This is a genomic window from Pseudomonas guariconensis (assembly GCF_015680235.1).
GTDB classification, from domain to species: domain Bacteria; phylum Pseudomonadota; class Gammaproteobacteria; order Pseudomonadales; family Pseudomonadaceae; genus Aquipseudomonas; species Aquipseudomonas guariconensis_A.
This window is the reverse complement of record NZ_JADLJL010000008.1, coordinates 51225-75951: the sequence shown is the minus strand read 5'-3', so window position 1 is coordinate 75951 and position 24727 is coordinate 51225. Positions and strand designations below refer to the sequence as shown.

The following is a 24727-nucleotide window of genomic DNA, read 5'->3' as shown; positions in this document are numbered from 1 at the left end:
TCAGCCCTGCACCACGCGCAACACCTCGGCCAGGCTGGTCTGGCCGCGGGCCAGGCAGTCGCTGGCCATGCCCACCAGGCTCTGTCGCCGGTCGGCGAGGTAGCCCTGCATGGTCACCTCGCTGGCACCGTCATACAGCAGCGCCACCAAGCCCGCGTCCAGCTCGATGAACTCATACAGGCCCAGACGCCCCACATAGCCAGTGCCCTGGCAGTGCTCGCAACCGACCGGGTGATAGGTCTCGGCCAAGTTCGCAAGCTCCGGCCACAAGCGCCGCTCGGCCGCCTGCAGCGGGTGCGCCACGGCACACGCGCACAGCCGCCGCACCAGGCGCTGGGCCAGCACCCCGCGCAGGCTGGAGGCGATGAGGAACGGCTCGACGCCCATGTCGCGCAGGCGCGTCACCGCGCCCACGGCGCTGTTGGTGTGCAGGGTCGAGAGCACCAGGTGCCCGGTGAGGCTGGCCTGCACGGCAATCTGTGCGGTTTCCCGGTCGCGAATCTCGCCGAGCATGATCACGTCCGGGTCCTGGCGCAGGATGGCGCGCAGGCCGCTGGCGAAGGTCAACCCCGCACGTGGGTTGATGGCCGTCTGGCCGATGCCGGCGATGGCGTATTCCACTGGGTCTTCGACGGTGAGGATGTTGCGGCTGCCGTCGTTGAGGCTGTTCAGGCAGGCGTAGAGCGTGGTGGTCTTGCCCGAGCCGGTAGGGCCGGTGGAGAGCACGATGCCATTGGGGCGGGCCAGGCAACTGCGCAAGCCGTGCAGCACGGCCTCGGTCATGCCCAGGTTGTCCAGTGCCAGCAGGCTGGTCTGCTTGTCCAGCACACGCATCACCACCCGCTCGCCATGGATGCCCGGCAACGTCGAGACCCGTACGTCCACCTCGCGCCCGGCGGCGCGCAGGGTGATGCGCCCATCCTGGGGCTGGCGCTTCTCGGCGATGTCCAGACGTGCCATGACCTTGATCCGCGATACCAGCATGGCCGACAGCGCCCGTGGCGGACGCAGCACCTCGCGCAGGTGGCCATCGATGCGCAGGCGCACCACCAGGGTCTGCTCGAAAGTCTCGATATGGATATCCGAGGCGCGCTGGCGCAAGGCCTGGCCGAACAGGCCGTTGATCAGACGAATCACCGGCGCTTCGTCATCGCTTTCGAGCAAATCCTCGATGCGTGGCATCTCGCTCATCAGCCCGGCCAGGTCGACCTGTTCACCGATCCCTTCGATCAACGCCTCGGTGGCCGATTCGCCCGCTTGGTACAACAGGCCAAGGCGCTCGTCGAAGGCAGCCCGGTCCAGGCATTGGCAGGTCTCCGGCCGGCCATGCACGCGCAGCAGCTCCTGCAGTTGGTCGCTGTCGGCATCCTCGCGCAGCCACAGCTGCCAGCCCTCGGCGCTGGGCGCCATGGCCAGGCCGGCCTGGCGGGCCAGGCGATACGGCAGCATCACCAGTCCCCGCCTTCCAGGCGGGCACGGCTGGAGGGGAATGCCTTCAGCAACTGCGAGCCCTCGGCCAGCTCCGGCAGTTGCAGCGGCGTGCCCTGCTGCAGGCTGCGGTATTTTTCCTGGCTCAGGCCCGCCAGGCTCTGGCCATCGCGCAGAATGCGTGGACGGATGAACACCATCAGGTTCTGCTTGGTGTTCTTGCTGGTGTCCGAGCGGAACAGCCGGCCCAGCCCCGGGATGTCGCCCAGCAACGGGACACGCTGGTCGCTGGTGCTCAGCTCGTCGCTGATCAGGCCACCGAGGATCACCAGGCCGTTGTCCTCCACCATCACCTTGGTCTTGATCTCGCGCTTGTTGGTGATGACGTCGCTGGCGGCACTGGAATCGGCGATCGACGAGACCTCCTGGACAATGTCCAGGCGCACGCTGTTGTCGATGTTCACCTGCGGCTTGATGCGCAGCTTGACCCCCACTTCCTTGCGCTCGATGGTCTGGTAGGGGTTGGCGTTGTTCTGAGTCACGGAGCCTGTGACGAAGGGCACCTCCTGGCCGACCAGGATCGACGCCTCGGCGTTGTCCAGGGTCAGCAGGGTGGGCGTCGACAACAGGTTGAAGCCGCTCTTGCCCTTAAGCGCATTGATCAGCATGGCGAAGTTGAAGCCGCCGCCGATATGGCCGATGCCGACGGTGGCACCGGTGGTGGCTGAGAGTAGCTTGCCGAGTTTCTCGTTGTCGCCACTGGCGGCCGCCCCGGCGACATTGGCAATGTTCACCCCGTTGCTGCCGAAGTTGACGATACCGGCACCGAACTTCTCGTCAGCGAACAGCCATTGCACGCCCAACTCCTGGGCCTGGCTGTCGCTGACCTCGGCGATGATCGCCTCGACCACCACCTGGGCGCGGCGGATGTCCAACTGCTCGACGATATTACGGTAGGCGGCCAACTCGCTGTCCGGCCCGACCATCACCACGGCGTTGGTGCCTTCTTCATATTCCAGGCGAATACCCGAGTCGCTGGCCATCGCCACTGGCGTCTCCTTGCCCTGCCCTTCGCCTTCGGCGGGTACTGCGCCGCTCTGGCTGAGGCCGCGCAAAACCTTGACCACCTCGCTGGCGTTGGCGTGGCGCAGGTAGATCACCTGGGTGTTGCTGCTGTGCAGGCTGTCGCTGGGCCGGTCGAGCTGGGCCAGCAGGGCGCGCACGCGCTCACGGCTGTCGGCACTGCCGCGCACCAACAATGCATTGCTGCGCGGGTCGGCCACCACCTGGGCGCCGTCGGCACCCTGCTCGCGAGCCAGCAGGCGGGTTACCAGCTGGGCGGTATCAGCGGCGCTGGCATGGCGCAGGGGCATCATCTGCAGGGGCTCTTCGCTGACTTGGTCAAGCTGGCGCAGCAGGCTGTCGATGCGCTCGAGGTTGCTGCGCCAGTCGGTCACCACCAGCAGGTTGGCGGCCGGGTACGGGGTGATGACGCCGACCCGAGGGTCGATCAGCGGCTTGAGGATACCGAGCATCTGTTCGCTGGCGGCATTGCGCACATTGAACACCCGGGTGGCCACGCCATCACTGCCTTCGCTCTGCCTGCCCGCGGCCTCCACCGGCACCGGTTCCAGGCGCGCGGCCTGGTCGGGGACAATCTTCACGCTGCCATTGGGCAGGTCGACGGCAGCAAAGCCCTGGGCACGCAACTGGGCCAGGAAGATGTCGTAGATGGCCTCGGCATCATGGCGATCGACGGTACGCACGGTGACCTTGCCCTTGACCCGCGGGTCGACGATGAAGCTGGTGCCGGTGATGCGCGACACGCTGTCGATGAACTCGCCAAGGTCGGTGTCGACGAAGTTCACTTCGTACAACGGCGTGCCGTTCTCATCGATCTCCTCGGGCTCCTCGGCCCAGGCCAGCGCAAGGCCCAGGCTCAGCATCACGGCCACACAGTATCTTGCAAACATCGCTCATCCTTGCCGCTTGAAGCCGGTCACGGCGGGCCGTGGCGGCCAGGGCAGGCGTTCGCGCCGCCCCTGGTTGTCGAAAATCAGGCCATCGGCATCGATGTCCTGCAGCACGATGCCTGGCGCCAGCCGCTGGCCACGACCGAGCGTGCGTACCTGTTCGCCGAAACGCAGCACCACCACCGTGGCCGACAGCGGCTGCGCCTTGAGGCCACCCAGGTAGCGCAGGGGCAAGCGGGTCAAGGGAATGGCGCCGTCATCGAGCGCGGGCTGCCAGTGGCCGACCATCAAGCCGGGCAACAGCGCGTCGCGGCGGTCGGGTGCATGGGCCGGTTGCAAGGGTTGGCTGAGCTGCAGCACGCACTGGGCAGCGAGCCAGCCGGCCAGGGTGAGCAGCGCTGCGCCGAACAGGCGGCCGCGCGAGGTCACGACGCCACCTGTCGGGGATGCCAGCCAGGGTGGCCCTGCACATAGCGCACGTCCGGCCGTTGCAGCCTGTCCAGCTGCCAGTCGGGGCGCTGGCGCAGCAGCCAGGCCTCGATTTTCTGCCACAACGGCTCGCCGGCCTTGGCGTCGAACTGCAGGCCAAAGGTGCGGCACAGCCCTTCGACGGGCTCGAGGCCAGCGACCCGCTTGCCCTGGGGGCTGTAGCTCAGGCGCCAGGCCTGGCCCTGCCACCGGGGCAGGTCCTGGCTGTTGTCCAGCAGCAGTGGGTCGCCGAACAATTGTTCGGCGGCGTTCTCCAGTACCTGCTCGACCTGTCGCGCCGGGGCCTCGACCACCGGCGCTGGGTAGCCGCCAGACAATGCGATCAGCTGCTCACGGGTGATGAACTCACCGGCGCCCAGCGGTGCGTCGTAGCGCAGCCCTGGCAGCAGCACCGGGACACTGCTGCCGTCGGCCAATGCCTGGTGCAGCAAGCGGTCCCAGCTGCCGCCGAGGGTGTCGCGGCGCCAAAGGGCTTCCGGGGCCCTGGCCAAGGGCTGGTCGAGCCAGGCGGCATGCCCGGCGCGCTGCAAGTGCAACTGCGTACGCAACTGGTGGGCACGGCCCTGGGCAACCGGGCCAAGCTGGTGCTCGAACGCGGGGAAGAATTGCGCCGAGAATCGCCACTGGCCGCCCACATACTGGCAACGCAAGCGGAATGCGCCACTGGCGCGGCAGCCGGCGAACAGCACCGGCACGCGCCGCCCGCTGGCTTGGGTGACATCTACCGGCGCGGGCCAAAAGTCCTGGCCCCGGGCGCAGAGCAGCACATCGAGTTCAGGCACCCGCTCGGCCAGCCACAGGCCAGGGCCGGTGCCGACATCCGCCAAGGCCACCACCAGGTCGGCTTCACGGCGTGCCTGCTGGAAGATTGGCAACAGTGATTGGTACCACTGTTTAAGGGAGGCTTTCTGGTCCTGGGCATAGGGGTCGGTCACCCCGACCACGGCAATGCGCGCCCCGCCCCGTTGGAACACTCGCATGCCGTCGAGGCCGAGTGCCTTGGCCTGGCTGTCTGCAAGGCCGGCCCCGAGGGTGGTGGCCAGTGCCTGACGATACAGGCCGGCGCAACGCTGCGGCCAGAGCACCCGCTCATCGCTGCTGACCCGCACTTCGCTGCCCAGCAACTGGCTGCCCTGCACACCGCTGTCGCCCTGGGTCAGGTAGGCCAGGCCGCTGCCATTCCAGCACTGGCCGTTCTCCAGGGTCAGGCTGTTGTTGACCCCCGCCTCGCCACGCAGGTCTTCCAACAAGGCCGCCAGTACTGCATAGCCACCCAGGCGGGCATTGCCGGCCTGGGTGGCATCGAGCAAGGGGGCAAGCGCGGGGTCGAACGCCAGGGCACTGGCTCCGGTCATCCAGGGCGCACGCCCCAGGTGGCTGACCGGCCCCAACCGGGTCGCCGGCACCACGGGCTGGCCGGGCTGACGTGTATCGAGGGTATCGGCGAGGTAAAGCAGGTCCACCGCTGGGGTGTCACTGCCCCGCCCCGGGAATGTGGAACAGGCGCCAAGCAAGGGTGCCAGCGCGCCGACGCCCATCCAGCTGATGACTTCCCGTCTGCCTACACTGCTTGCCATCGACCCCGCCATCCTCGCCCGCCTCCCTTGTTGGGTCCCGGATATTGCGGCGCCTGGATGACAGTTTGATGGCAGATATCCGACAACGATTCCAAAAAAATCTTTGTAACGCGTCGTTAAGAACGGCTTGTTTTAAAAAGTCGTTAACATTTCTGCCAACCAATCATCATCTTTGCGCTCTACAGTCGCGGTTTCCTTCAACTCAGCCAACCTAAGGACACCCTGATGAGTCGAGATACCGGCGACAACCTGGACCGCAACCCAAGCGGCAACCTGCCAATGGCCAGCGTCATGGACGCCTACCTGAGCCGTCGCAGCGTGATGCGCGGCAGCCTTGGCGCAGCGATCGCCATGATCGCCGGTACCGGTCTGACAGGCTGCTTCGACGGCGGCGGCTCCGACCACGACGATGCCACCCCGCCCGAGCCGGAAAAGCCGAAACTCAAGTTGGGCTTCCAGTCCATTCCAGGCTCGCGCACCGACGCCTGCGTGGTCGCCGCAGGCTACAGCGCCTATGTCCTGGCACCCTGGGGCACGCCGCTGAACCGCAACGCCAACCCGTGGAAGGCCGACGGCAGCAACACCTCGACCGACCAGGCCAATGCCATGGGCATGCACCATGACGGCATGCATTTCTTCCCCATCGACGGCCGCTCCGACGATGGCTTGCTGGCGATCAACTTCGAGTACATCGACGCCGCAGCCCTGCACCCCAGCGGCCCGACCACCGACCTGGACGGCAAGCGCCCGGTCGAGGAAGTACGCAAGGAAATCAACGCTCACGGCGCCGGCGTGGTGCGCCTGAGCAAGGTCAACGGCCGCTGGCAGGTGGTGGACAACGACCCGCTCAACCGCCGCTTCACCACCGCCTCGCTGATGGACATCGCAGGCCCGTTGCGTGGCACCGACCACGTCAAGACCAAGTTCTCGCCCACCGGTACCCAGTGCCGCGGCACCAACAACAACTGCGGCAACGGCTACACCCCGTGGGGCACCTACCTGACCTGCGAAGAGAACTGGCCAGGCATCTTCGTGAACAAGGCCACCCGGCCAGAGGACCAGGTGCGTATCGGCGTCGCTACCGCCAACGGCCAGTACAAGTGGGAAAGCGCGGCCGGTGACAGCACCGAGGTGAACGGCGAATTCGCCCGCTTCGACATCACCCCGAGCGGCGCCAGCGCCACTGACGACTACCGTAACGAAGCCAGCACCTACGGCTATATCGTCGAGATCGACCCATACAACAGCGCGACCCTCGCGACCAAGCGCACCGCCCTGGGGCGCTTCCGTCACGAAGGCTGCTGCCCGGGCCTGCCGGTGGCCGGCAAGCCCCTGGTCTGGTACATGGGCGACGACTCGAACAACGAGTACCTGTACAAGTTCGTCTCCGACACCGTATGGAGCGAAGCCGATGCCAACCCGTCCGACCGCCTGGCGACCGGTGCCAAGTACATGGACAAGGGCAAGCTCTACGTGGCGCGCTTCAATGCCGACGGCACCGGCAAGTGGCTGCTGCTCGACGTGGCCACCCCAACCACCGGCGGCAGCACCCTGGGTGCGCTGTACGGCGACCTGCCCGGCATCATCCTCAACACCCGCGGTGCCGGTGACGCCGTCGGCGCCACGCCGATGGACCGCCCGGAGTGGACTGCGGTCAACCCACTCAACGGCGATGTCTACCTGACCCTGACCAACAACAGCGCACGCACACCGGACAAGGTGGATGCCGCCAACCCACGCGGGCCGAACCGTCATGGCCACATCATCCGCTGGCACGACAGCGACGATCACCTGAGCTTCACCTGGGACATCTTCGTGTTCGGCGCCAATGCCGACGGCACTGCGGACATCAACCGCTCCGGCCTCACCGAATTGAACCAGTTCGCCAGCCCCGACGGTATGAGCTTCGATAGCCGGGGCGTGCTGTGGTTCGAGACCGACAACGGCGAAAAGAGCGTGACCAGCTATACCAACGACCAGTTGCTGGCGGTCATCCCGACCGACCTGGTGGACGCCAACGGCAAGCAGGTACCGGTCAATGCCAAGAACCAAGTGGACCTGCGCCGCTTCTTCGTCGGCCCGAACGGGTGCGAGGTGACCGGTATCGCTTTCACGCCGGACAACAAGACATTGTTCGTCAACATCCAGCACCCGGAGAACTGGCCGTCGACCGACAAGGCGACCGACGTGACCCCGGCAGGCACCACGGTGCGGCCACGGGCTTCGACGGTGGTGATCCAGCGGAACGATGGCGGGGAGATCGGTACGGTCTGACCGACCTGCGCCGCCCCAATCGCGGGACAAGCCCGCTCCCACAGGCTCTACGCCATCCTGTGGGAGCGGGCTTGTCCCGCGATAGCGCCCGTCAGTAAAACCCCAATCCCCCTACCAGGGCACCGGCTCGCGACTGCTCACCCGCACCTGCTGCGCCGGCACCCTCGCATGCCATTGCACCACCCCCTGTGCCTGCACCTGGAACTCGCTGCGCAGGGTGCGCCCGTCCTGTTCGAATGACAGCTGCAACAGGAAGTACCCACTGTTGAGCAGCAACCCCTCGCTCAGCCGTTCGAAGGTCTCGTCGTCCACCGCCCCCAACGCCTGGCGCAGCGCCGTGGCATCCACATAACCCGACGCCGGCCTGCCGCTGACAATACGGCTGAGCAGCGAACGGGGAAAACGGCCCTCATAGATGGCATCGAGCAATGGCAGGTGCTCCAACCCCAGGGCGTTGGCGTTCAAGCGCCAACCACGGGTCTCGGGCAAGGCGCAGAGCATCGGGTAGCGCGCCTGGCGGCCGGCGTCCGGCTCGAGCAACAGGTTCAGCTCGCTCATGTCCAGCATCGGCTGGTTGGCTGCCAGCCGTGGTGGCCGTTGACGTAGGTACTGGGCGCTTTCGGCCCCCTGCAGGCGAGCATCGCTGTCGGCATCGAGCCAGTCGGCCAAAGCCTGCACCAGCCGCTCGGCCGCCATGTCATCGCCCAGCAGGTAGCGCAGCTGGCGCTCGGCACGTTCGCCATCCTCGCCGAGCAGGGCGTTGACGTTGAAGCAGGTGTGCTGGTCGCGCACCCGCAAGCGTGCCGTGCCGGCACCGAAGTCGTAGTCCAGCGGCTGCCCGCGCAAGGCCTGCCAGAACAACGGGCTGGCCCGCCATGCCGGGTCGCGCAGGGCCTGGCTGGCATAGGCCAGGCCGGCCTGCTCCATCGCCCGCACTTGCACCCGCTGTTGCAACAGCCGCACGTCTTCCACTTGGTGACGGCCGTCTTCCACCAGCCAGGCCAGGCCACCGGCGAGCATCGCCAGCGCCACCAATACCATCAGCAATGCTGCCCCGCGCTGTTGCCTACCGCCCATCCTGCCCATCCCTGCGCCTGCCAAAAGCGCCAGTCAACACGGCGCGTGTTTCACGCAGATGGCAGCGCCAACGTTCATGTGCTCGTCATCTAAGGCAGGCAGGATTGTCGTTCCTTTTCATGACCTTACAGGAGTGGTCGCCATGGGTGGCATCGGAATCTGGCAGTTGGTGATCGTGCTGTTGATCGTATTCCTGCTGTTCGGCACCAAGCGGCTCAAGGGCCTGGGCAGCGATGTGGGCGACGCGATCCAGGGCTTTCGCAAGTCCATGGGCACCAGCCCGGAAACAGACCCGGCCAACGCCCAGGTACAGCAACAGGCCCCGCTGACCGGCCAGGCCGCCCAGCAGCCTCAAGCGGACCGTCAGGCCTGATGTTCGAGGTAGGCTTCACCGAACTGCTGCTGGTGGGCATCGTCGCCCTGCTGGTTCTCGGCCCAGAGCGCCTGCCCGTGGCGGCGCGTACCGTCGGGCGCGGGCTCGGCCAGGCGCGACGGGCCATGCAGGCACTACGGGCGCAGGTGGAACGGGAAATCGACCTGCCGGCACTGGACAGCCAGCCCCTGCAGCGTCTGGAACAGCAGATCCGCCAGGGCGTGAGCCTCGAGGCCCAGCCCGCGGCCACCACCCCAGCCAAGGAGCACGGCGCATGAGCACTGCCATGGAACACGAGGCGCGCATGCCTTTGACCGAGCACCTGCGCGAGGTGCGCAAGCGCCTGGTGCGCAGCCTGCTGGTGGTGGCCGTGGTGTTCGCCGCCCTGTTTCCCTTCGCCCAGACGCTCTACACCTTGATCTCCGAACCCTTGCGCCGCTTCCTGCCGCAAGGCGCCAGCATGATCGCCACCAGCGTCACCTCGCCGTTCCTGACACCGTTCAAGCTGACGGCCATGTGCGCGCTGTTCGTCGCCATGCCGGTGCTGCTGCACCAGGCCTGGGGGTTCATCGCGCCGGGCCTGTACCGCCGGGAGCGGCGCATCGCCCTACCCTTGCTGGCGTCGAGCATTCTGCTGTTCTATGCCGGCATGGCATTCGCATTCTTCCTGGTGTTTCCGATGATGTTCGGGTTCTTTGCCAGCGTTACCCCGGAAGGGGTGGCGATGATGACCGACATCAGCCAGTACCTGGATTTCATCATGGCGCTGTTCCTGGCGTTCGGCCTGGCGTTCGAGATCCCGGTGGCGACCTTCATCGTGGTCTGGGCAGGGCTTGCCGATGTGGCCACTCTGCGCCGCAGCCGGCCCTACGTGATCGTCGGGTGCTTCGTGGTGGGGATGATCCTGACGCCGCCGGACGTGTTTTCACAGACCATGCTGGCGGTGCCGATGTGGCTGCTGTTCGAGGTGGGGTTGCTGGCCTGTGCGGGGTTGCGGCGGCCTGAGGGTGGGCACGATCCAGCAGTGCAAGACCTGCGTCTATAGACGCGGGCTGGCTGCGCAGCAGTCGTAGAATCGGCCACAGGACACAGACAGGGCTCGGTGAGCGGCTGCTGCGCTGCCGATCGCGGGACAAGCCCGCTCCTACAGGGACCGATGTGGTCTAGAACTCGGCGAGGCGCCAGACCTCGTAGGCCGGCGTCTCGTACGGGTGGCTCTGCTTGAGTGCGGCGACGACCTGAGCGATCAGATCGTCGGCCACCACCAGCTCCACCTTCCACTCTTGCACCTGCTCGACCTGACCGGCCTGCCCGAGGAACGGCTGGCTGCCGTCCAACGGGCGGAACTGGCCCTGGCCGAGTGTTTGCCAGGCGCAGTGGTCATAGTCGCCGATGCGGCCGCCACCGGCGGCGAACACGGCGGCCTTGACCACGTCCACGTGGCTCGGCGGCACGAAGAAGGCGAGCTTGTACACCCCTTAGTTCACCCAGACCCGCGCATTGCGGAACATGCGCATCCAGGCGCCGTCTTCCTGCCACTCATCCGGGCGCCAGGAGTTCTGCACGGCACGGAACACACGCTCAGGGTGCGGCATCATGATGGTCACGCGGCCGTCGCGGCTGGTCAGGCCGGTGATACCACGCGGCGAGCCGTTCGGGTTGGCCGGGTAGGCCTCGGTGACCTTGCCATGGTTGTCGACGAAGCGCAGGGCCACGCAACCGGACAGGTCGGCTTCCAGCAGTGCCTCTTCGCTGGCGAATTCGGCATGGCCTTCACCGTGGGCGATGGCGATCGGCATGTGCGAACCGGCCATGCCCTGCAGGAAGATCGAGTTGGACTTCTGCACCTCGACCATGGCCACGCGCGCCTCGAACTGCTCCGAGCGGTTGCGCACGAAGTGCGGCCAGTACTCGGTGCCAGGGATCAGCTCGTGCAGGTTGGACATCATCTGGCAACCGTTGCACACGCCCAGGGCGAAGCTGTCGTTGCGCTCGAAGAATGCCTGGAAGGTGTCGCGGGCACGAGTGTTGAACAGTGCCGACTTGGCCCAGCCCTCACCGGCACCCAGCACGTCACCGTAGGAGAAGCCACCGCAGGCCACCAGGCCTTTGAACGCTTCGAAGTCGACACGGCCGGCGAGGATATCGCTCATGTGCACGTCAATGGCAGCAAAGCCTGCGCGGTCGAAGGCAGCCGCCATCTCGACCTGGCCGTTGACGCCCTGCTCGCGCAGGATCGCCACTTGCGGGCGCACGCCCTTCTTGATGTACGGCGCGGCGATGTCGTCGTTGACGTCGAAGCCCAGCTTGACCGACAGGCCTGGGTTCTCTTCCTCCAGCAGGACGTCGAACTCCTGGTCGGCGCAGTCAGCGTTGTCACGCAGGCGCTGGATCTGGTAGCTGGTCTCGGCCCACTGGCGCTGCAGCAGACGGCGCTGATCGTCGAACAGCACGTCGCCGTTCAGGCTGATGGACACTTCGCCGTTGTTGACCGGCTTGCCAATCACCGCGACGCATTCCTCGCCGAGGCCGGCGGCGCTGAATTGCGCCAGCACGTCCGGAGTGGCGTCCTGGCGCACCTGGATGACAGCACCCAGTTCTTCGTTGAACAGGATGGCCGGCACGTCGGCACGGCTGTCGGTCAGCGGGTCAAGGTGCAGGTCGAGGCCACAGTGGCCGGCGAAGGCCATTTCCAGCACGGTGGTCAGCAGGCCGCCGTCGGAACGGTCGTGGTAGGCCAGCAGGTGGCCATCGGCGTTCAGGCCCTGGATCACGGCGAAGAAGGCCTTGAGGTCTTCGGCGTCGTCGACGTCCGGCGCCTGGGCACCGATCTTGCCGTAGGTCTGGGCCAGGATCGAGGCGCCCATGCGGTTCTGGCCACGGCCCAGGTCGACCAGGATCAAGTCGGTCTCGCCCTTGTCCATGCGCAGCTGCGGGGTCAGAGTGCCGCGAATGTCGACCACCGGGGCGAAGCCGCTGACGATCAGCGACATCGGTGCGGTGACGCTCTTCTGCACACCCTCCTCGCTCCACTGGGTCTTCATCGACATGGAGTCCTTGCCCACCGGAATGGTCAGGCCCAGTTCCGGGCACAGCTCCATGCCGACGGCCTTGACGGTGTCGTACAGGCGAGCGTCTTCACCCGGGTGGCCGGCAGCGGACATCCAGTTGGCCGACAGCTTGATGTCGGAGAGCTTCTCGATGCGGGCGCCGGCAAGGTTGGTGAGTACCTCGCCGATGGCCATGCGCCCGGAGGCCGGGGCGTCGAGCAAGGCCAGCGGGGTGCGCTCACCCATGGCCATGGCTTCGCCGGTGTAGACGTCGAAGCTGGTGGCGGTGACGGCGCAGTCGGCCACCGGTACCTGCCACGGGCCGACCATCTGGTCGCGGGCGACCAGGCCGGTGATGGTGCGGTCGCCGATGGTGATCAGGAAGCTCTTGCTGGCCACGGCCGGGTGACGCAGGACGCGTTCGACGGCCTGGTCCAGGTCCAGCGCGCTCGGGTCGAAGTCATCGCCCAGCTCGGCTTCGCGGGTGACCGAGCGGTGCATGCGCGGCGGCTTGCCCAGCAGCACGTCCAGCGGCATGTCGACCGGGGTGTTGTCGAAGTGGCTGTCGGTGACGGTGAGGTGTTTTTCCTCGGTGGCTTCGCCGACCACGGCGAACGGGCAACGCTCGCGCTCGCAGATGGCCTTGAAGCGCTCGAAGTCCTCGGCACTGACCGCCAGCACGTAGCGCTCCTGCGACTCGTTGCTCCAGATCTCGTGCGGGGCCATGCCCGGCTCGTCGTTGGGCACGTTGCGCAGCTCGAAGCGGCCACCGCGGCCACCGTCGTTGACCAGTTCGGGGAAGGCGTTGGAGATACCACCGGCACCCACGTCATGGATGAAGGCGATCGGGTTCTTGTCGCCCAGCTGCCAGCAACGGTCGATGACCTCCTGGCAACGGCGCTCCATTTCCGGGTTCTCGCGCTGCACCGAGGCGAAGTCCAGGTCGGCGGAGCTGGCACCAGTGGCCACCGACGAGGCGGCGCCGCCGCCCAGGCCGATCAGCATGGCCGGGCCGCCGAGCACGATCAGCTTGGCGCCGACGGTGATCTCGCCCTTCTGCACATGGTCTTCACGGATGTTGCCCATGCCGCCGGCGAGCATGATCGGCTTGTGGTAGCCGCGCACTTCTTCGCCACGCGGGGTGTTGATCGCCTGTTCGAAGGTACGGAAGTAGCCGGTCAGGGCCGGGCGGCCGAATTCGTTGTTGAACGCAGCGCCACCCAGGGGGCCTTCGACCATGATGTCGAGGGCGTCGACGATGCGGCCCGGCTTGCCGTAGGCCTGCTCCCAAGGCTGTTCGAAGCCCGGGATGCGCAGGTTGGAGACGGTGAAGCCGGTGAGGCCGGCCTTGGGCTTGGCGCCACGGCCGGTGGCGCCTTCGTCGCGGATCTCGCCGCCGGAGCCGGTGGAGGCGCCGGAGAACGGGGCGATGGCGGTCGGGTGGTTGTGGGTCTCGACCTTCATCAGGATGTGCACCGGCTCCTGCACCGCGCCGTACTGGCGGGTCTCAGGGTTCGGGAAGAAGCGGCCGGCGACGTTGCCGACGATGACCGAGGCGTTGTCCTTGTAAGCCGACAGCACGCCTTCGCTGTGCATCTGGTAGGTGTTCTTGATCATCCCGAACAGGCTTTTTTCCTGAGCCTGGCCGTCGATATCCCAACTGGCGTTGAAGATCTTGTGGCGGCAGTGCTCGGAGTTGGCCTGGGCGAACATCATCAGTTCGATGTCGTTCGGGTTGCGGGCAAGGCCCTGGAAGGCGTTGACCAGGTAGTCGATCTCATCTTCGGCCAGGGCCAGGCCCAGGTCGATGTTGGCCTGGGCCAGCGCGGCGCGGCCACCGCCGAGGATGTCCACGGAGGTCATCGGCTTGGGCTGGGCATGGCTGAACAGGTCGGCGGCATCTTCGAGGCGGCCCAGGACACGCTGGGTCATGCGGTCGTGCAGCTCGGCGGCGATGGCGGCCGCATCGGCATCGGACAACTCGCCAGCGACGTAGTAGGCGATGCCGCGCTCCAGGCGCTGGATGCTCTGCAGGCCGCAGTTATGGGCGATATCGCTGGCCTTGCTGGCCCAGGGCGAAATGGTGCCCAGGCGCGGCACGACCAGGAACAGGCGGCCGCTCGGCTCCTGGACCGGGACGCTCGGGCCGTACTTGAGCAGACGGCCCAGCACCTGCTGCTGGTCGGCGGTCAGCTCGCCATCGACATCGGCGAAGTGGGCGAATTCGGCATACAAACCAGTAACAGCGGGGACTTTCTGGCTCAGTTGCTCGAGTAACTTACCGTGGCGGAAGGCAGAAAGGGCAGGAGCGCCGCGCAGGATCAACATCGTCGGGACAGCCTCAGGAAGGGGTGTGCTTAGAGGCCGTGCATTCTAGCCTAATTCGTACGCTTTCGGCACCCGCTCTAAGCCACGGCTGCCGGGCGGCGGAACCGGACTTTCGGGTCAAAAATTCGAGAGGTTGGCGAGGGTATGCCTTGGGGCTGTGGCGCCTGTGAGATCGCGCCGCGCGGGCGGCGCTCGATCTCACAGGCGCCCTACAGCCCCAAGGCATACCCCTGCCGGCCCTACCGCCATTCAACGCCCTGCCGCATGCAGCACAGAACGCGCTACCAGACAAGCTAACCGTTGTCGAGATATGGCGGGACCAGTCCTTTGCGTATACTGCAACCTATGTTCGCCCACACTGCTTTGCGCCAGCGCTGCGCCAGATGGCTCTTCGCAACCGGACTCTTCCTGATGCTCGGTGCCTGTGTTGAAAAACCCAGCACCCTAGAACGCGTCAAGGAGGATGGCGTGTTGCGCGTAATTACCCGCAACAGCCCGGCCACCTACTTCCAGGACCGCAACGGCGAAACTGGCTTCGAGTACGAACTTGTCAAGCGTTTCGCCGACGATCTCGGCGTAAAGCTGGAAATCGAAACGGCCGACAGCCTCGACGAACTGTTCGACCAACTGGGCAAGCCCTCAGGCCCGGTGCTGGCCGCCGCAGGCCTTGTCAGCAGCGAGAAGCGCACCGCCCAGGCGAAGTTCTCCCATCCGTACCTCGAAGTCACCCCGCAGGTCATCTACCGTAACGGCCGTTCCCGCCCCACCAACGTCAAGGGGCTCATCGGCAAAAAAATCATGGTGCTCAAGGGCAGCAGCCATGCCGATCAGCTGGCCGAGCTGAAAAAGCAAAATCCTACGCTCGAATACGAAGAATCTGACGCGGTTGAGGTCGTCGACCTCCTGCGCATGGTCGATGAAGGGCAAATCGACCTGACCCTAGTGGACTCCAACGAACTGGCCATGAACCAGGTCTACTTCCCCAACGTGCGCGTGGCATTCGACCTGGGCGACTCCCGTGACCAGCGCTGGGCACTGGCGCCCGGCGAGGACAACAGCCTGCTCAACGAGGTCAACGAGTTCCTCGACAAGGCGCAGAAGAACGGCACCCTGCAACGCCTGAAGGAGCGCTACTACGGCCATGTCGACGTGCTCGGCTACGTTGGCGCGTATACCTTCGCCCAGCACCTGCAGCAACGCCTGCCCAAATATGAAAAGCACTTCCGCGCCTCCAGCAAGGTCGAACAGGTGGACTGGCGCCTGCTGGCGGCGATCGGCTACCAGGAATCGATGTGGCAGCCGGAAGTCACCTCCAAGACCGGCGTGCGCGGCCTGATGATGCTGACCCAGCGCACCGCCCAGGCCATGGGAGTGTCCAACCGACTGGACCCCAAGCAGAGCATCCAGGGCGGCGCCAAGTACTTCGTGCTGGTCAAGAGCCAGCTCGACGACAGCATCAAGGAGCCGGACCGCACCTGGTTCGCCCTGGCCGCCTACAACGTCGGCAGTGGCCACCTGGAGGACGCCCGCATGCTGGCCAAGCGCGAAGGGCTGAACCCGAACAAGTGGCTGGACGTGAAGAAAATGCTGCCGCGCCTGTCGCAGAAACAGTGGTACCGCAAGACCCGCTACGGCTATGCCCGCGGCGGCGAGCCGGTGCACTTCGTGGCCAACATCCGCCGCTACTACGACATCCTCACCTGGGTGACCCAGCCGCAGCTCGAAGGCCAAGTAGCCGAGGGCAACCTGCATGTGCCGGGGGTCAACAAGGACAAACCGGCAGAACAGTCGCCACCGATGTGAACCTTTGCGGCCCTATCGCCGGCAAGCCGGCTCCCACAGAGGGTCAGCACTGGCCGTTTGTGCTTTGCGCGACAGCGCAGCCCAAACGGCCGGGTGATCTTTTACAGGGATCCCATGGCAACAAGCGTACACGGAACCTGTGGGAGCGGGCTTGCCCCGCGATTGGGCCGGGCCCGCTATCACCGCCGCCAAGCAAGGGTTTCGCCCTTGATCGCGGGACAAGCCCGCTCCCACAGGGTGTGGTTGGCGCTGCACCAGTGGGAGCCGGCTTGCCCACAACCATAGAATCTCCCACAGGCGCGGCGCGATCCTTACGACTAGCGCTAACCCTGTAGGAGCCGGCTTGCCGGCGATGAGGCCAGAACAGGCCTACCCCTTGGCCCGCCGAGCCTTGAAGAAATCGCTGAGAATCTGCCCGCATTCTTCAGCCAACACCCCACCCTCGAACATCACCCGATGGTTCAGGAAGCTCTGGGTAAAGAACTGCCCCTGGCTCTGCACGATGCCGGCCTTGGGTTCCAAGGCACCATAGACCACCCGGCCTATACGCGAATGCACGATCAACCCCGCGCACATGCTGCACGGCTCCAGGGTCACGTAGAGGGTGCTGCCCGGCAGCCGGTAGTTGCTGGCAGCCTTGGCTGCAGCGCGGATAGCCACCATTTCGGCATGAGCGCTGGGGTCGCTGTCGGTGATCGGGCGATTGAAGCCCTGGCCGATCACCTGGCCATGCTGCACCAGCACTGCCCCCACCGGTACTTCGCCCATGGCCGCGCCCTGGGCAGCCAGCTCCAGGGCCAGGCGCATGAATTCCTGGTCGCGGCTGCGGTCGATGATCTGCGGGCGCATCAAACCACCGCGATCGCGGCCATCAGGCCGGTTTCCATGTGGTCGATCACGTGGCAGTGGAACATCCAGGTGCCGGGGTTATCCGCCACCAGCGCGACCTGGGCCCGTTCGTTCTTGCCCAGCAGGTAGGTGTCGGTGAACCACGGTTCGACGATCTTGCGTCGATTGGAGGCGATCACCTTGAAGCTCATGCCATGCAAGTGGATGGGGTGTTGGTACTGGGTCATGTTCTTCAGTTCGAGAATGTAGCTCTTGCCCTTGGTCAGCGTGGCGATCGGACGGTCCGCACAGGTCTTGTCGGTGATGTCCCAGGCCTGGCCGTTGATCTGCCAGAGGCTTGGCGGCCGACCGCTCTCGGTCCCCACCGAAACCTTGCCGGCCCACTCGAAATTGAAGTTGAGTTTCTCGGCGTTCTCCAGGTCCGGCTCGGCGATGGGGTTGGGCGGCAGTGCCTCGGGCCAATCGCCGGGTGCCTCGCTACTGGCTACCGAACGCAGGGTGCCCAGGCGCACGAAGCCGTCGCGCAGGGAGATTTCCTCGCCTGCCTGTGGAATGCGAATAGCCAGGCAGATGCGCATGCCCGGGCCGAGCCAGTAATCTTCGTCCAGGGGCCGTGGGGTGACCGGGTTGCCATCGAGCGCGTAGATCCTGGCTTCGCAGTTGCCCTTGAGGTTGATGCGGTAGGTCCAGGTGTTGTCCAGGTTCAGCAGGCGCACCCGCACCACCTGGCCAGCAGGCAATTCGGTGACCGAGCCGGCCTGGCCATTGATGGTGATCAAACGGCCGGCCGTGCCATTGCGCGCAGCTTCCCGGGGAATGCTGAATGGCAACCAGGCGCCCTGCTCGTCCACATGCCAGTTCTTCAGGCTCAGGGTGCGCTCATGCTCAAAGCCCGTGGGTTCGCGCTCCTCGACGATCAGCGGGCCAACCAGGCCGCGCCCCAACTCCTCGGAGCTGCTGACATGCGGGTGGTACCAATAGCTGCCTGCATCCGGTACACGGAACTTGTAGTCGAAGTATTCGCCGGGCTTTACCGGCAACTGCGACACGTAAGGCACGCCGTCCATTTCCAGCGGCAAGCGGATGCCGTGCCAATGAATGGTCGTTTCCACCGGCAGGCGGTTGATGAAGCGCACCCGCAGCCAGGTGCCCTGGCGCACCCGCAGCTCGGTTCCCGGCGCCGACGGACCGAAAGCCCAGGCCTCGGTCTTGAAGCCAGGCACCAGCTCCACCTCCAGAGGGGCAGCGATCAGTTCGTAGTCGTGCCCGGCATTCTCATCCTCGACCTTACCCAGCCAGTAACGCGCTGCCCCTCCAGCGCCCAGGCCAACCACAACCAGGCCGGTGAGCCCCTTGAGCATTTGTCGACGGGTGAAGGACATCGGTGCGGGTACCTCGTGCTCGGTGCAATCAGTCTGCCAGCAGGGCTGGCAATGAAGGGCGAATACGATACACCTGCAATTGAGAAAGATTAAGTGAAGTCTGTCCAGGTAGCACTATCTACCGCTTGTACCCTGCCACAAAAAAGCACCCTGCAAGCCCTTTCGACGACCACGAGGACGCTCATGTCCCTGACTCAGCAGCAACAAAATGACCGTCAAGCACTGAACCAGATCGCCAAGCAGGTCATCCAGGCCTGCCCCGACATGCGCCAAATGGCACGGGAAATCGCCCAGGCCCTGTTGCACCACCATGGTTTATCGACGCTTGAACCGGACCATGTCTATTTTCATCGCTTCCACACCGCCGCGAGCAGCCCGCGCACCTTCAGCGGTTGGCAACATCATGCCAAGCCCTACCTGTCACTGACCTTGCCCAAACTGGTAATGCATCGTTTCACCCCCACCGAACAGGACAACAGCGACCAGCTCGACGTCTATGCGGGCTTTTACAGAGATGGCCCAGGCAAGGGCGTCTATGACGAACACAACGAGGTTCGCCTGCTGCCCAAGGATGCCCTCGACTACTTTTGGCAGATCGATTTCAGCAGCCAGTACCATCAGCGCCTGGCGACGTTCTGGGCGCAGCATGACGATGACTATCGCACCCTGGCCAAGGCACGCTTCCTCAGTACGTTACTGGAAGTGCGAGCCCGGCAAGGAGACAACCTGCTGGCCAGGCGCGCATTGCTGGTCGCCAAAGCCTTGGCCGGCATACACGGATGGCCCCCCACCCTGCAACAGCTTCGCCAGACAACCACGCCTACTGGCACGTGCAAGGTGCACACCTTCGACATCGGCGGCTATGTTGCCAGTGATGTGCTGCGAGTCGTCATGGACGACGGCTACCAGTTGCTCTATCTCCCTGGCGAAGACGAGGCCCTCAAACTGTTCGCCAGCGAGCGGGACCTTTACGGCTGGGTTCTGGCAACCACCCGGGAGCCGGCTGCGCGGGCACGCTTCCTGAGCCATTTCCCCCTGGCCAGCCATGGGGAGCACGACCCCAATGTCGGCCTGGGGCACCTGCTCGACATCATGAGATGCCAATGGGATGCCAAGCATCCCAAGGGCCTCGATACACTGGACAGCCCCTTGACCCTGGACGCCTTCAACCATCTTCGCGACGCGGCACGCCAGCGAATGATCGAGGACGCTCATTTCGCCCTGCGCTCCAATGCGGACCTGCGTAAACAGCTGTGGGTCGGCTACCTACGTGCCTTCAACCAGGTATTCGCCCCCTTGGCAGCCCTCGATTGGCCGCTGGCATTGGCTGCGACAGGGGCAGGCCTGGCCGAGACCGGGCTGGACATCGACCAGGCCATAAACGGCCATACCACCGCGGACCGTCAGGAGGGAGCCATCGCTGCGATCGTGGCGGCGATCAATACGCTGTTCGATATCCTGATGTTGCGTTCGGCCGGCGTGAATGATGCAGGTGAAATGGCCGAGACAAGTACAACGGAAGGTGAAGATGGCGACGCGCCATCGGCGCAAACACCGCAAGACCCGCTTGAACCCGCCGCCCCCGAGGAGCTCCAGCATTGGGTCCCCGAAGCGTTCCAACCGTCCGCACCACTGCAGCTGGCCGAAGCATTCGAAAGCAATGTCATCTTGGCCGATGACGCGAGCACTACCGTTCACAGCCAGGACGGCAAGCGCTACGTGGTCATCGATGACCTGCCCTACCAAGTGCGCTACGCCGGCGAGATCAATACCTGGGTCGTGATCGATCCGGAAAACCCTTATTCGTTCACACGCAACATTCCCATCGTTCAGGATGCCGATGGTAACTGGCAGTTCATCGAACGCATGGGGCTCAAAGGCGGCACACCCAGGTTCCTGCTTAGGGCCTGGGGGCGCCTGCATCCACGCCCAGCCCTGCCAGCGCTGGACCCGCTGCCCTATGAAATACCCGAGGCACAGCGGGCAACTTTCGAAAGGTTTGCGTTACGTGGCGAAGGTGAATGGGCAATGCTCGACCCTGGCGCCAGGGTATACCAACAGCTACGCGACCGAATGGCTGCGGACGCGACACGGTTCTATGCCACCTTCCAGCAACCTCCACGCCCACGCATACCGGAGTTCTCGAGCACGAGCGGCTCCCGCGAGATCCTTCAGAAGCTGTATGAGCAGTCACCGGGATTGGTCATCGGCGAGTCGCACGTCGAGCAAGGTGCCAAGCAGTTCCTGATTCAAAACATGCAGCAATTGAAGAATCAGGGCATCAGGGTGCTGTACCTGGAGCATTTCATGATCGACTTCCAGCAGGCCGAACTGGACGTTTTCAATCGCACCGGCGTACTGCCGGCAGACCTCAAAACCTACATAGAGGCGCACGACGCCCGCGCTTCGCTGGAGCCGACGCCATACACGCTGAAGAAAGTGCTGTACCAAGCCTATAGCCGCAACATCAGGGTCCAGGGCATCGACTGCCTGGTCTCCTACCGCCCGGTCTGGGAAGAGCCGCCTTTCCCTGACGCCCGCCAAAGGATGATGAACTTCTTTGCCCACCGAGTCATCCAGGCCGACCAGGCACGACGTGGGACGACGAAATGGCTGGCGCTCGTGGGCAACACACACGCCAATACCTTCGAAGGTGTGCCAGGCCTTAGCGAACTGCAAGGCACCCTTGGCTTGCGCGTCCAGGATGTCGAGATCACCCAACCCCGGACCATAGCCCCCGACGCAGGCTTCGAAGATTCCTTCGACGGCCAGACCTACCCCGTCACCAGCGACCTCCTGCTGAAAGTACCGCTGACTCGCCCCTGGATGTAATGCACCACCGGAACCTTTCCCCCAAAAAGCCGAAAGCCCGCAATTACGCGGGCTTCCGGGGTATTTTTTGCCACTCGCCGCCGGTCTATGCCGGACGCGGGATCATTCCCACTCGATGGTGGCTGGCGGCTTGCTCGACACGTCGTAGGTGACGCGCGAGATACCATCGATTTCGTTGATGATACGACCGCTGACGGTTTCCAGCAGCTCGTACGGCAGGTGTGCCCAGCGAGCGGTCATGAAATCGACAGTCTCGACGGCGCGCAGGGCCACGACCCAAGCGTAGCGACGGCCATCGCCGACCACGCCGACGGATTTCACCGGCTGGAACACCACGAACGCCTGGCTGGTCTTGTGATACCAGTCAGCCTTGCGCAGTTCTTCGATGAAGATGTGGTCGGCGCGACGCAGCAGGTCGGCGTATTCCTTCTTCACTTCACCGAGGATACGCACGCCCAGGCCCGGGCCCGGGAACGGGTGGCGGTAGACCATGTCGTACGGCAGGCCCAGCTCCAGGCCGATCTTGCGGACTTCGTCCTTGAACAGCTCGCGCAGCGGCTCGACCAGCTTGAGGTTCATTTCCTCAGGCAGGCCACCGACGTTATGGTGCGACTTGATCACGTGCGCCTTGCCGCTCTTGGCGCCAGCCGACTCGATCACGTCTGGGTAGATGGTGCCCTGGGCGAGGAACTGGATGTTCTCCAGCTTGCTGGCCTCGGCATCGAACACGTCGATGAAGGTGCGGCCGATGATCTTGCGCTTCTTCTCCGGGTCGGCCTCGCCGGCCAGGTTGTCGAGGAACTGCTTTTCAGCGTCGGCGCGGATCACCTTGACGCCCATGTTCTCCTTGAACATGGCCATCACCTGGTCACCTTCGTGCAGGCGCAGCAGGCCGTTGTCGACGAAGACGCAGGTCAGCTGGTCGCCGATGGCGCGGTGCAGCAACGCGGCAACCACGGAGGAGTCGACGCCGCCGGACAGGCCCAGCAGCACGTTGGCCGAACCGACCTGCTCGCGCACCTGGGCGATGGCGTCCTCGACGATGTTGGACGGGGTCCACAGGGCTTCGCAGCCGCAGATATCCTGCACGAAGCGGGACAGGATGCGACCGCCCTGCTTGGTGTGAGTCACTTCCGGGTGGAACTGCACGCCGTAGTAGCCACGGGCGTCGTCGAACATGCCGGCGATCGGGCAGCTCGGGGTGCTGGCCAGGATGTTGAAGTCGCCCGGCATCTGGGTGACCTTGTCACCGTGGCTCATCCACACGTCCAGGCCGAGCACGCCGTCATCGTCGACATGGTCTTCGATGCCATCGAGCAGGCGGCTCTTGCCGACCACGTCGACGCGGGCGTAGCCGAATTCGCGCAGGTCGGAACCTTCGACCTTGCCGCCCATCTGCTCGGCCATGGTCTGCATGCCATAGCAAATGCCCAGCAGCGGGACGTTCAGGTCGAAGACGGCCTGCGGCGCGCGCGGGCTGTTGGCTTCGTGAACGGACTCCGGGCCGCCGGCAAGGATGATGCCGCGCGGGTTGAAGGCACGGATCGCTTCATCGTCCATGTCGAACGGGTGCAGTTCGCAGTAGACACCGATCTCGCGCACGCGGCGGGCGATCAGCTGGGTGTACTGGGAACCGAAATCGAGGATCAGGATGCGGTGAGCGTGAATGTCGAGGGCCATGACTCAATCTCGTCAGTGGAAATCGGAAACGACGCGGGGCTGTCATGACAGCCCCGCTAACAGGTGTTGCTGGAAGCCTCAACCTACGCGGTAGTTTGGCGCTTCCTTGGTGATCTGTACGTCATGCACATGGGACTCGGCCATGCCGGCACCGGTGATGCGCACGAACTCCGGCTTGGTGCGCATCTCGTCGATGGTCGCGCTGCCGGTGTAGCCCATGGAAGACCGCAGGCCGCCCATCAGCTGGTGGATGATCGCCGCCAAGGCACCTTTGTAGGGCACACGGCCTTCGATGCCTTCCGGAACCAGCTTCTCGGCACCGGCCGAGGAGTCCTGGAAGTAGCGGTCCGAGGAACCCTGGGCCTGCGCCATGGCGCCCAGCGAGCCCATGCCGCGATAGGCCTTGTAGGAACGGCCCTGGAACAGCTCGACCTCGCCCGGGGCCTCTTCGGTACCGGCGAACATCGAACCCATCATGACGCACGAGGCGCCCGCGACGATGGCCTTGGACAGGTCACCGGAGAAGCGGATGCCACCGTCTGCGATCAGCGGCACGCCTGTGCCTTCCAGCGCGGCGGCGACGTTGGCGATGGCGCTGATCTGCGGCACGCCGACACCGGCGACGATGCGGGTGGTGCAGATCGAGCCTGGGCCGATGCCGACCTTGACCGCGTCGGCACCGGCTTCGGCCAGGGCCTTGGCAGCGGCACCGGTGGCGATGTTGCCACCGATCACCTGCACCTGTGGGTAGGTTTGCTTGACCCAGCGAACGCGGTCGATCACACCCTTGGAGTGGCCGTGGGCGGTGTCGACCACCACCACGTCGACGCCGGCGGCAACCAGGGCGGCAACACGCTCGCCGGTGTCCTTGCCGGTGCCGACCGCGGCGCCAACGCGCAGGCGACCCTGGTCGTCCTTGCTGGCCAGCGGGTAGGCCTTGGCTTTTTCGATGTCCTTGACGGTCATCATGCCTTTGAGGTTGAACTTGTCGTCGACGATCAGGACTTTTTCCAGGCGGTGCTTGTGCAGCAGCTCGCGGACTTCGTTCTTGTCGGCGCCTTCACGCACGGTGACCAGGCGCTCCTTGGGCGTCATCACCTCGCGCACCTTGGCGTCCAGGCGGCTTTCGAAACGCACGTCACGGGAGGTGACGATACCGACCAGGTCGCCGTTCTCCAGCACCGGAACACCCGAGATGTTGTTCAGGCGGGTCAGGTCGAACAGGTCGCGCACGGTGGCGTCGGCGTCGATGGTGATCGGGTCCTTGACCACGCCGGCCTCGAACTTCTTGACCTTGCGGACTTCGGCAGCCTGCTGCTCGATGGTCATGTTCTTGTGGATGATGCCGATGCCGCCTTCCTGGGCCATGGCGATGGCCAGGCGCGCTTCGGTCACGGTATCCATGGCGGCGGAGACCAGCGGAATGTTCAGCTCGATGCCGCGGGTCAAACGGGTCTTGAGACTGACTTCATTGGGCAGTACCTCGGAATAGCCAGGTACAAGGAGGATATCGTCGAAGGTCAGGGCTTCTTGGCTGATACGCAGCATCGCGGGGGCTCCCGGGCGGGAAAAATGGAAGCGCGCCATTATACTCATCCACGGCGCGCCGCTC

Annotated in this window: 17 protein-coding genes; 6 read left to right on the top strand and 11 right to left on the bottom strand. The window is 65.0% G+C overall.

Features of this window, described 5'->3' with window-relative positions; genetic code table 11:
* Genes IRZ56_RS08430 through IRZ56_RS08415 form a run of 4 tightly spaced genes read right to left on the bottom strand, consistent with a single transcriptional unit; the run spans position 1 to position 5467 of the window.
* On the bottom strand, positions 1–1449 hold the full coding sequence (locus tag IRZ56_RS08430) for a GspE/PulE family protein (protein WP_196144536.1): 1449 nt from the start codon (positions 1447–1449) through the stop codon (positions 1–3).
* On the bottom strand, positions 1449–3401 hold the full coding sequence (gene gspD / locus IRZ56_RS08425; RefSeq protein WP_196144535.1) for a type II secretion system secretin GspD: 1953 nt from the start codon (positions 3399–3401) through the stop codon (positions 1449–1451). Before gspD ends, IRZ56_RS08430 begins: the two co-directional genes overlap by 1 nt.
* A gap of 3 nt (positions 3402–3404) precedes the next feature.
* On the bottom strand, positions 3405–3830 hold the full coding sequence (locus IRZ56_RS08420; protein WP_196144534.1) for a pilus assembly protein PilZ: 426 nt from the start codon (positions 3828–3830) through the stop codon (positions 3405–3407).
* Entirely contained in the window at positions 3827–5467 is a 1641-nt protein-coding gene (locus tag IRZ56_RS08415) for a lipoprotein UxpA (RefSeq protein WP_196144533.1), read from the bottom strand. The genes IRZ56_RS08420 and IRZ56_RS08415 overlap by 4 nt, the downstream gene beginning before the upstream one ends.
* Before the next feature lie 225 nt (positions 5468–5692).
* On the opposite strand from IRZ56_RS08415, the gene IRZ56_RS08410 reads away from it, so the two are divergent.
* Positions 5693–7741 carry a PhoX family protein gene (locus IRZ56_RS08410; RefSeq protein ID WP_196144532.1) on the top strand — a complete coding sequence of 683 codons (2049 nt, stop codon included), beginning with the start codon at positions 5693–5695 and terminating at the stop codon, positions 7739–7741.
* Between the two features lie 111 nt (positions 7742–7852).
* On the opposite strand, the gene gspK is transcribed toward IRZ56_RS08410, so the two are convergent.
* Positions 7853–8818: a type II secretion system minor pseudopilin GspK gene (gspK, locus tag IRZ56_RS08405; RefSeq protein WP_196144531.1), complete on the bottom strand. Its 966-nt coding sequence runs from the start codon at positions 8816–8818 to the stop codon at positions 7853–7855.
* A gap of 142 nt (positions 8819–8960) precedes the next feature.
* Between gspK and tatA the strand changes: the two genes are divergently transcribed.
* Genes tatA through tatC form a run of 3 tightly spaced genes read left to right on the top strand, consistent with a single transcriptional unit; the run spans position 8961 to position 10236 of the window.
* Entirely contained in the window at positions 8961–9191 is a 231-nt protein-coding gene (gene tatA, locus IRZ56_RS08400; RefSeq protein ID WP_196144530.1) for a twin-arginine translocase TatA/TatE family subunit, read from the top strand.
* Positions 9191–9469: a Sec-independent protein translocase protein TatB gene (tatB, locus tag IRZ56_RS08395; RefSeq protein ID WP_196144529.1), complete on the top strand. Its 279-nt coding sequence runs from the start codon at positions 9191–9193 to the stop codon at positions 9467–9469. The genes tatA and tatB overlap by 1 nt, the downstream gene beginning before the upstream one ends.
* Positions 9466–10236 carry a twin-arginine translocase subunit TatC gene (gene tatC, locus IRZ56_RS08390; protein ID WP_196144528.1) on the top strand — a complete coding sequence of 257 codons (771 nt, stop codon included), beginning with the start codon at positions 9466–9468 and terminating at the stop codon, positions 10234–10236. Before tatB ends, tatC begins: the two co-directional genes overlap by 4 nt.
* 118 nt (positions 10237–10354) lie before the next feature.
* Here tatC and cutA read toward each other — a convergent pair whose 3' ends face one another.
* Together cutA and purL are read right to left on the bottom strand one after the other, a co-directional pair.
* Positions 10355–10666, bottom strand: a complete 312-nt coding sequence (gene cutA / locus IRZ56_RS08385) for a divalent cation tolerance protein CutA (protein WP_196144527.1) — start codon at positions 10664–10666, stop codon at positions 10355–10357.
* Positions 10667–10669: 3 nt separating this feature from the next.
* Complete coding sequence (gene purL, locus IRZ56_RS08380) at positions 10670–14569, bottom strand: phosphoribosylformylglycinamidine synthase (protein ID WP_196144526.1); 3900 nt, start codon at positions 14567–14569, stop codon at positions 10670–10672.
* Positions 14570–14914: 345 nt separating this feature from the next.
* Between purL and mltF the strand changes: the two genes are divergently transcribed.
* Entirely contained in the window at positions 14915–16372 is a 1458-nt protein-coding gene (gene mltF, locus IRZ56_RS08375) for a membrane-bound lytic murein transglycosylase MltF (protein ID WP_196144602.1), read from the top strand.
* Between the two features lie 369 nt (positions 16373–16741).
* Here the strand turns inward: mltF and tadA are convergent, their stop codons facing one another.
* Complete coding sequence (tadA, locus tag IRZ56_RS08370; protein ID WP_196144525.1) at positions 16742–17221, bottom strand: tRNA adenosine(34) deaminase TadA; 480 nt, start codon at positions 17219–17221, stop codon at positions 16742–16744.
* A complete protein-coding gene (locus tag IRZ56_RS08365; protein ID WP_196144524.1) occupies positions 17221–18603 on the bottom strand; it encodes a multicopper oxidase family protein in 1383 nt (460 codons plus the stop codon). The genes tadA and IRZ56_RS08365 overlap by 1 nt, the downstream gene beginning before the upstream one ends.
* A 183-nt stretch (positions 18604–18786) precedes the next feature.
* Here IRZ56_RS08365 and IRZ56_RS08360 point away from each other — a divergent pair, with 183 nt between their 5' ends.
* Positions 18787–21435, top strand: coding sequence for a membrane-targeted effector domain-containing toxin (locus tag IRZ56_RS08360; RefSeq protein WP_196144523.1), 2649 nt, complete (start codon positions 18787–18789; stop codon positions 21433–21435).
* A gap of 102 nt (positions 21436–21537) precedes the next feature.
* Here IRZ56_RS08360 and guaA read toward each other — a convergent pair whose 3' ends face one another.
* A complete protein-coding gene (gene guaA / locus IRZ56_RS08355) occupies positions 21538–23115 on the bottom strand; it encodes a glutamine-hydrolyzing GMP synthase (RefSeq protein WP_196144522.1) in 1578 nt (525 codons plus the stop codon).
* A gap of 78 nt (positions 23116–23193) precedes the next feature.
* Positions 23194–24663, bottom strand: a complete 1470-nt coding sequence (gene guaB / locus IRZ56_RS08350) for an IMP dehydrogenase (RefSeq protein ID WP_196144521.1) — start codon at positions 24661–24663, stop codon at positions 23194–23196.
* Positions 24664–24727 lie beyond the last annotated feature (64 nt).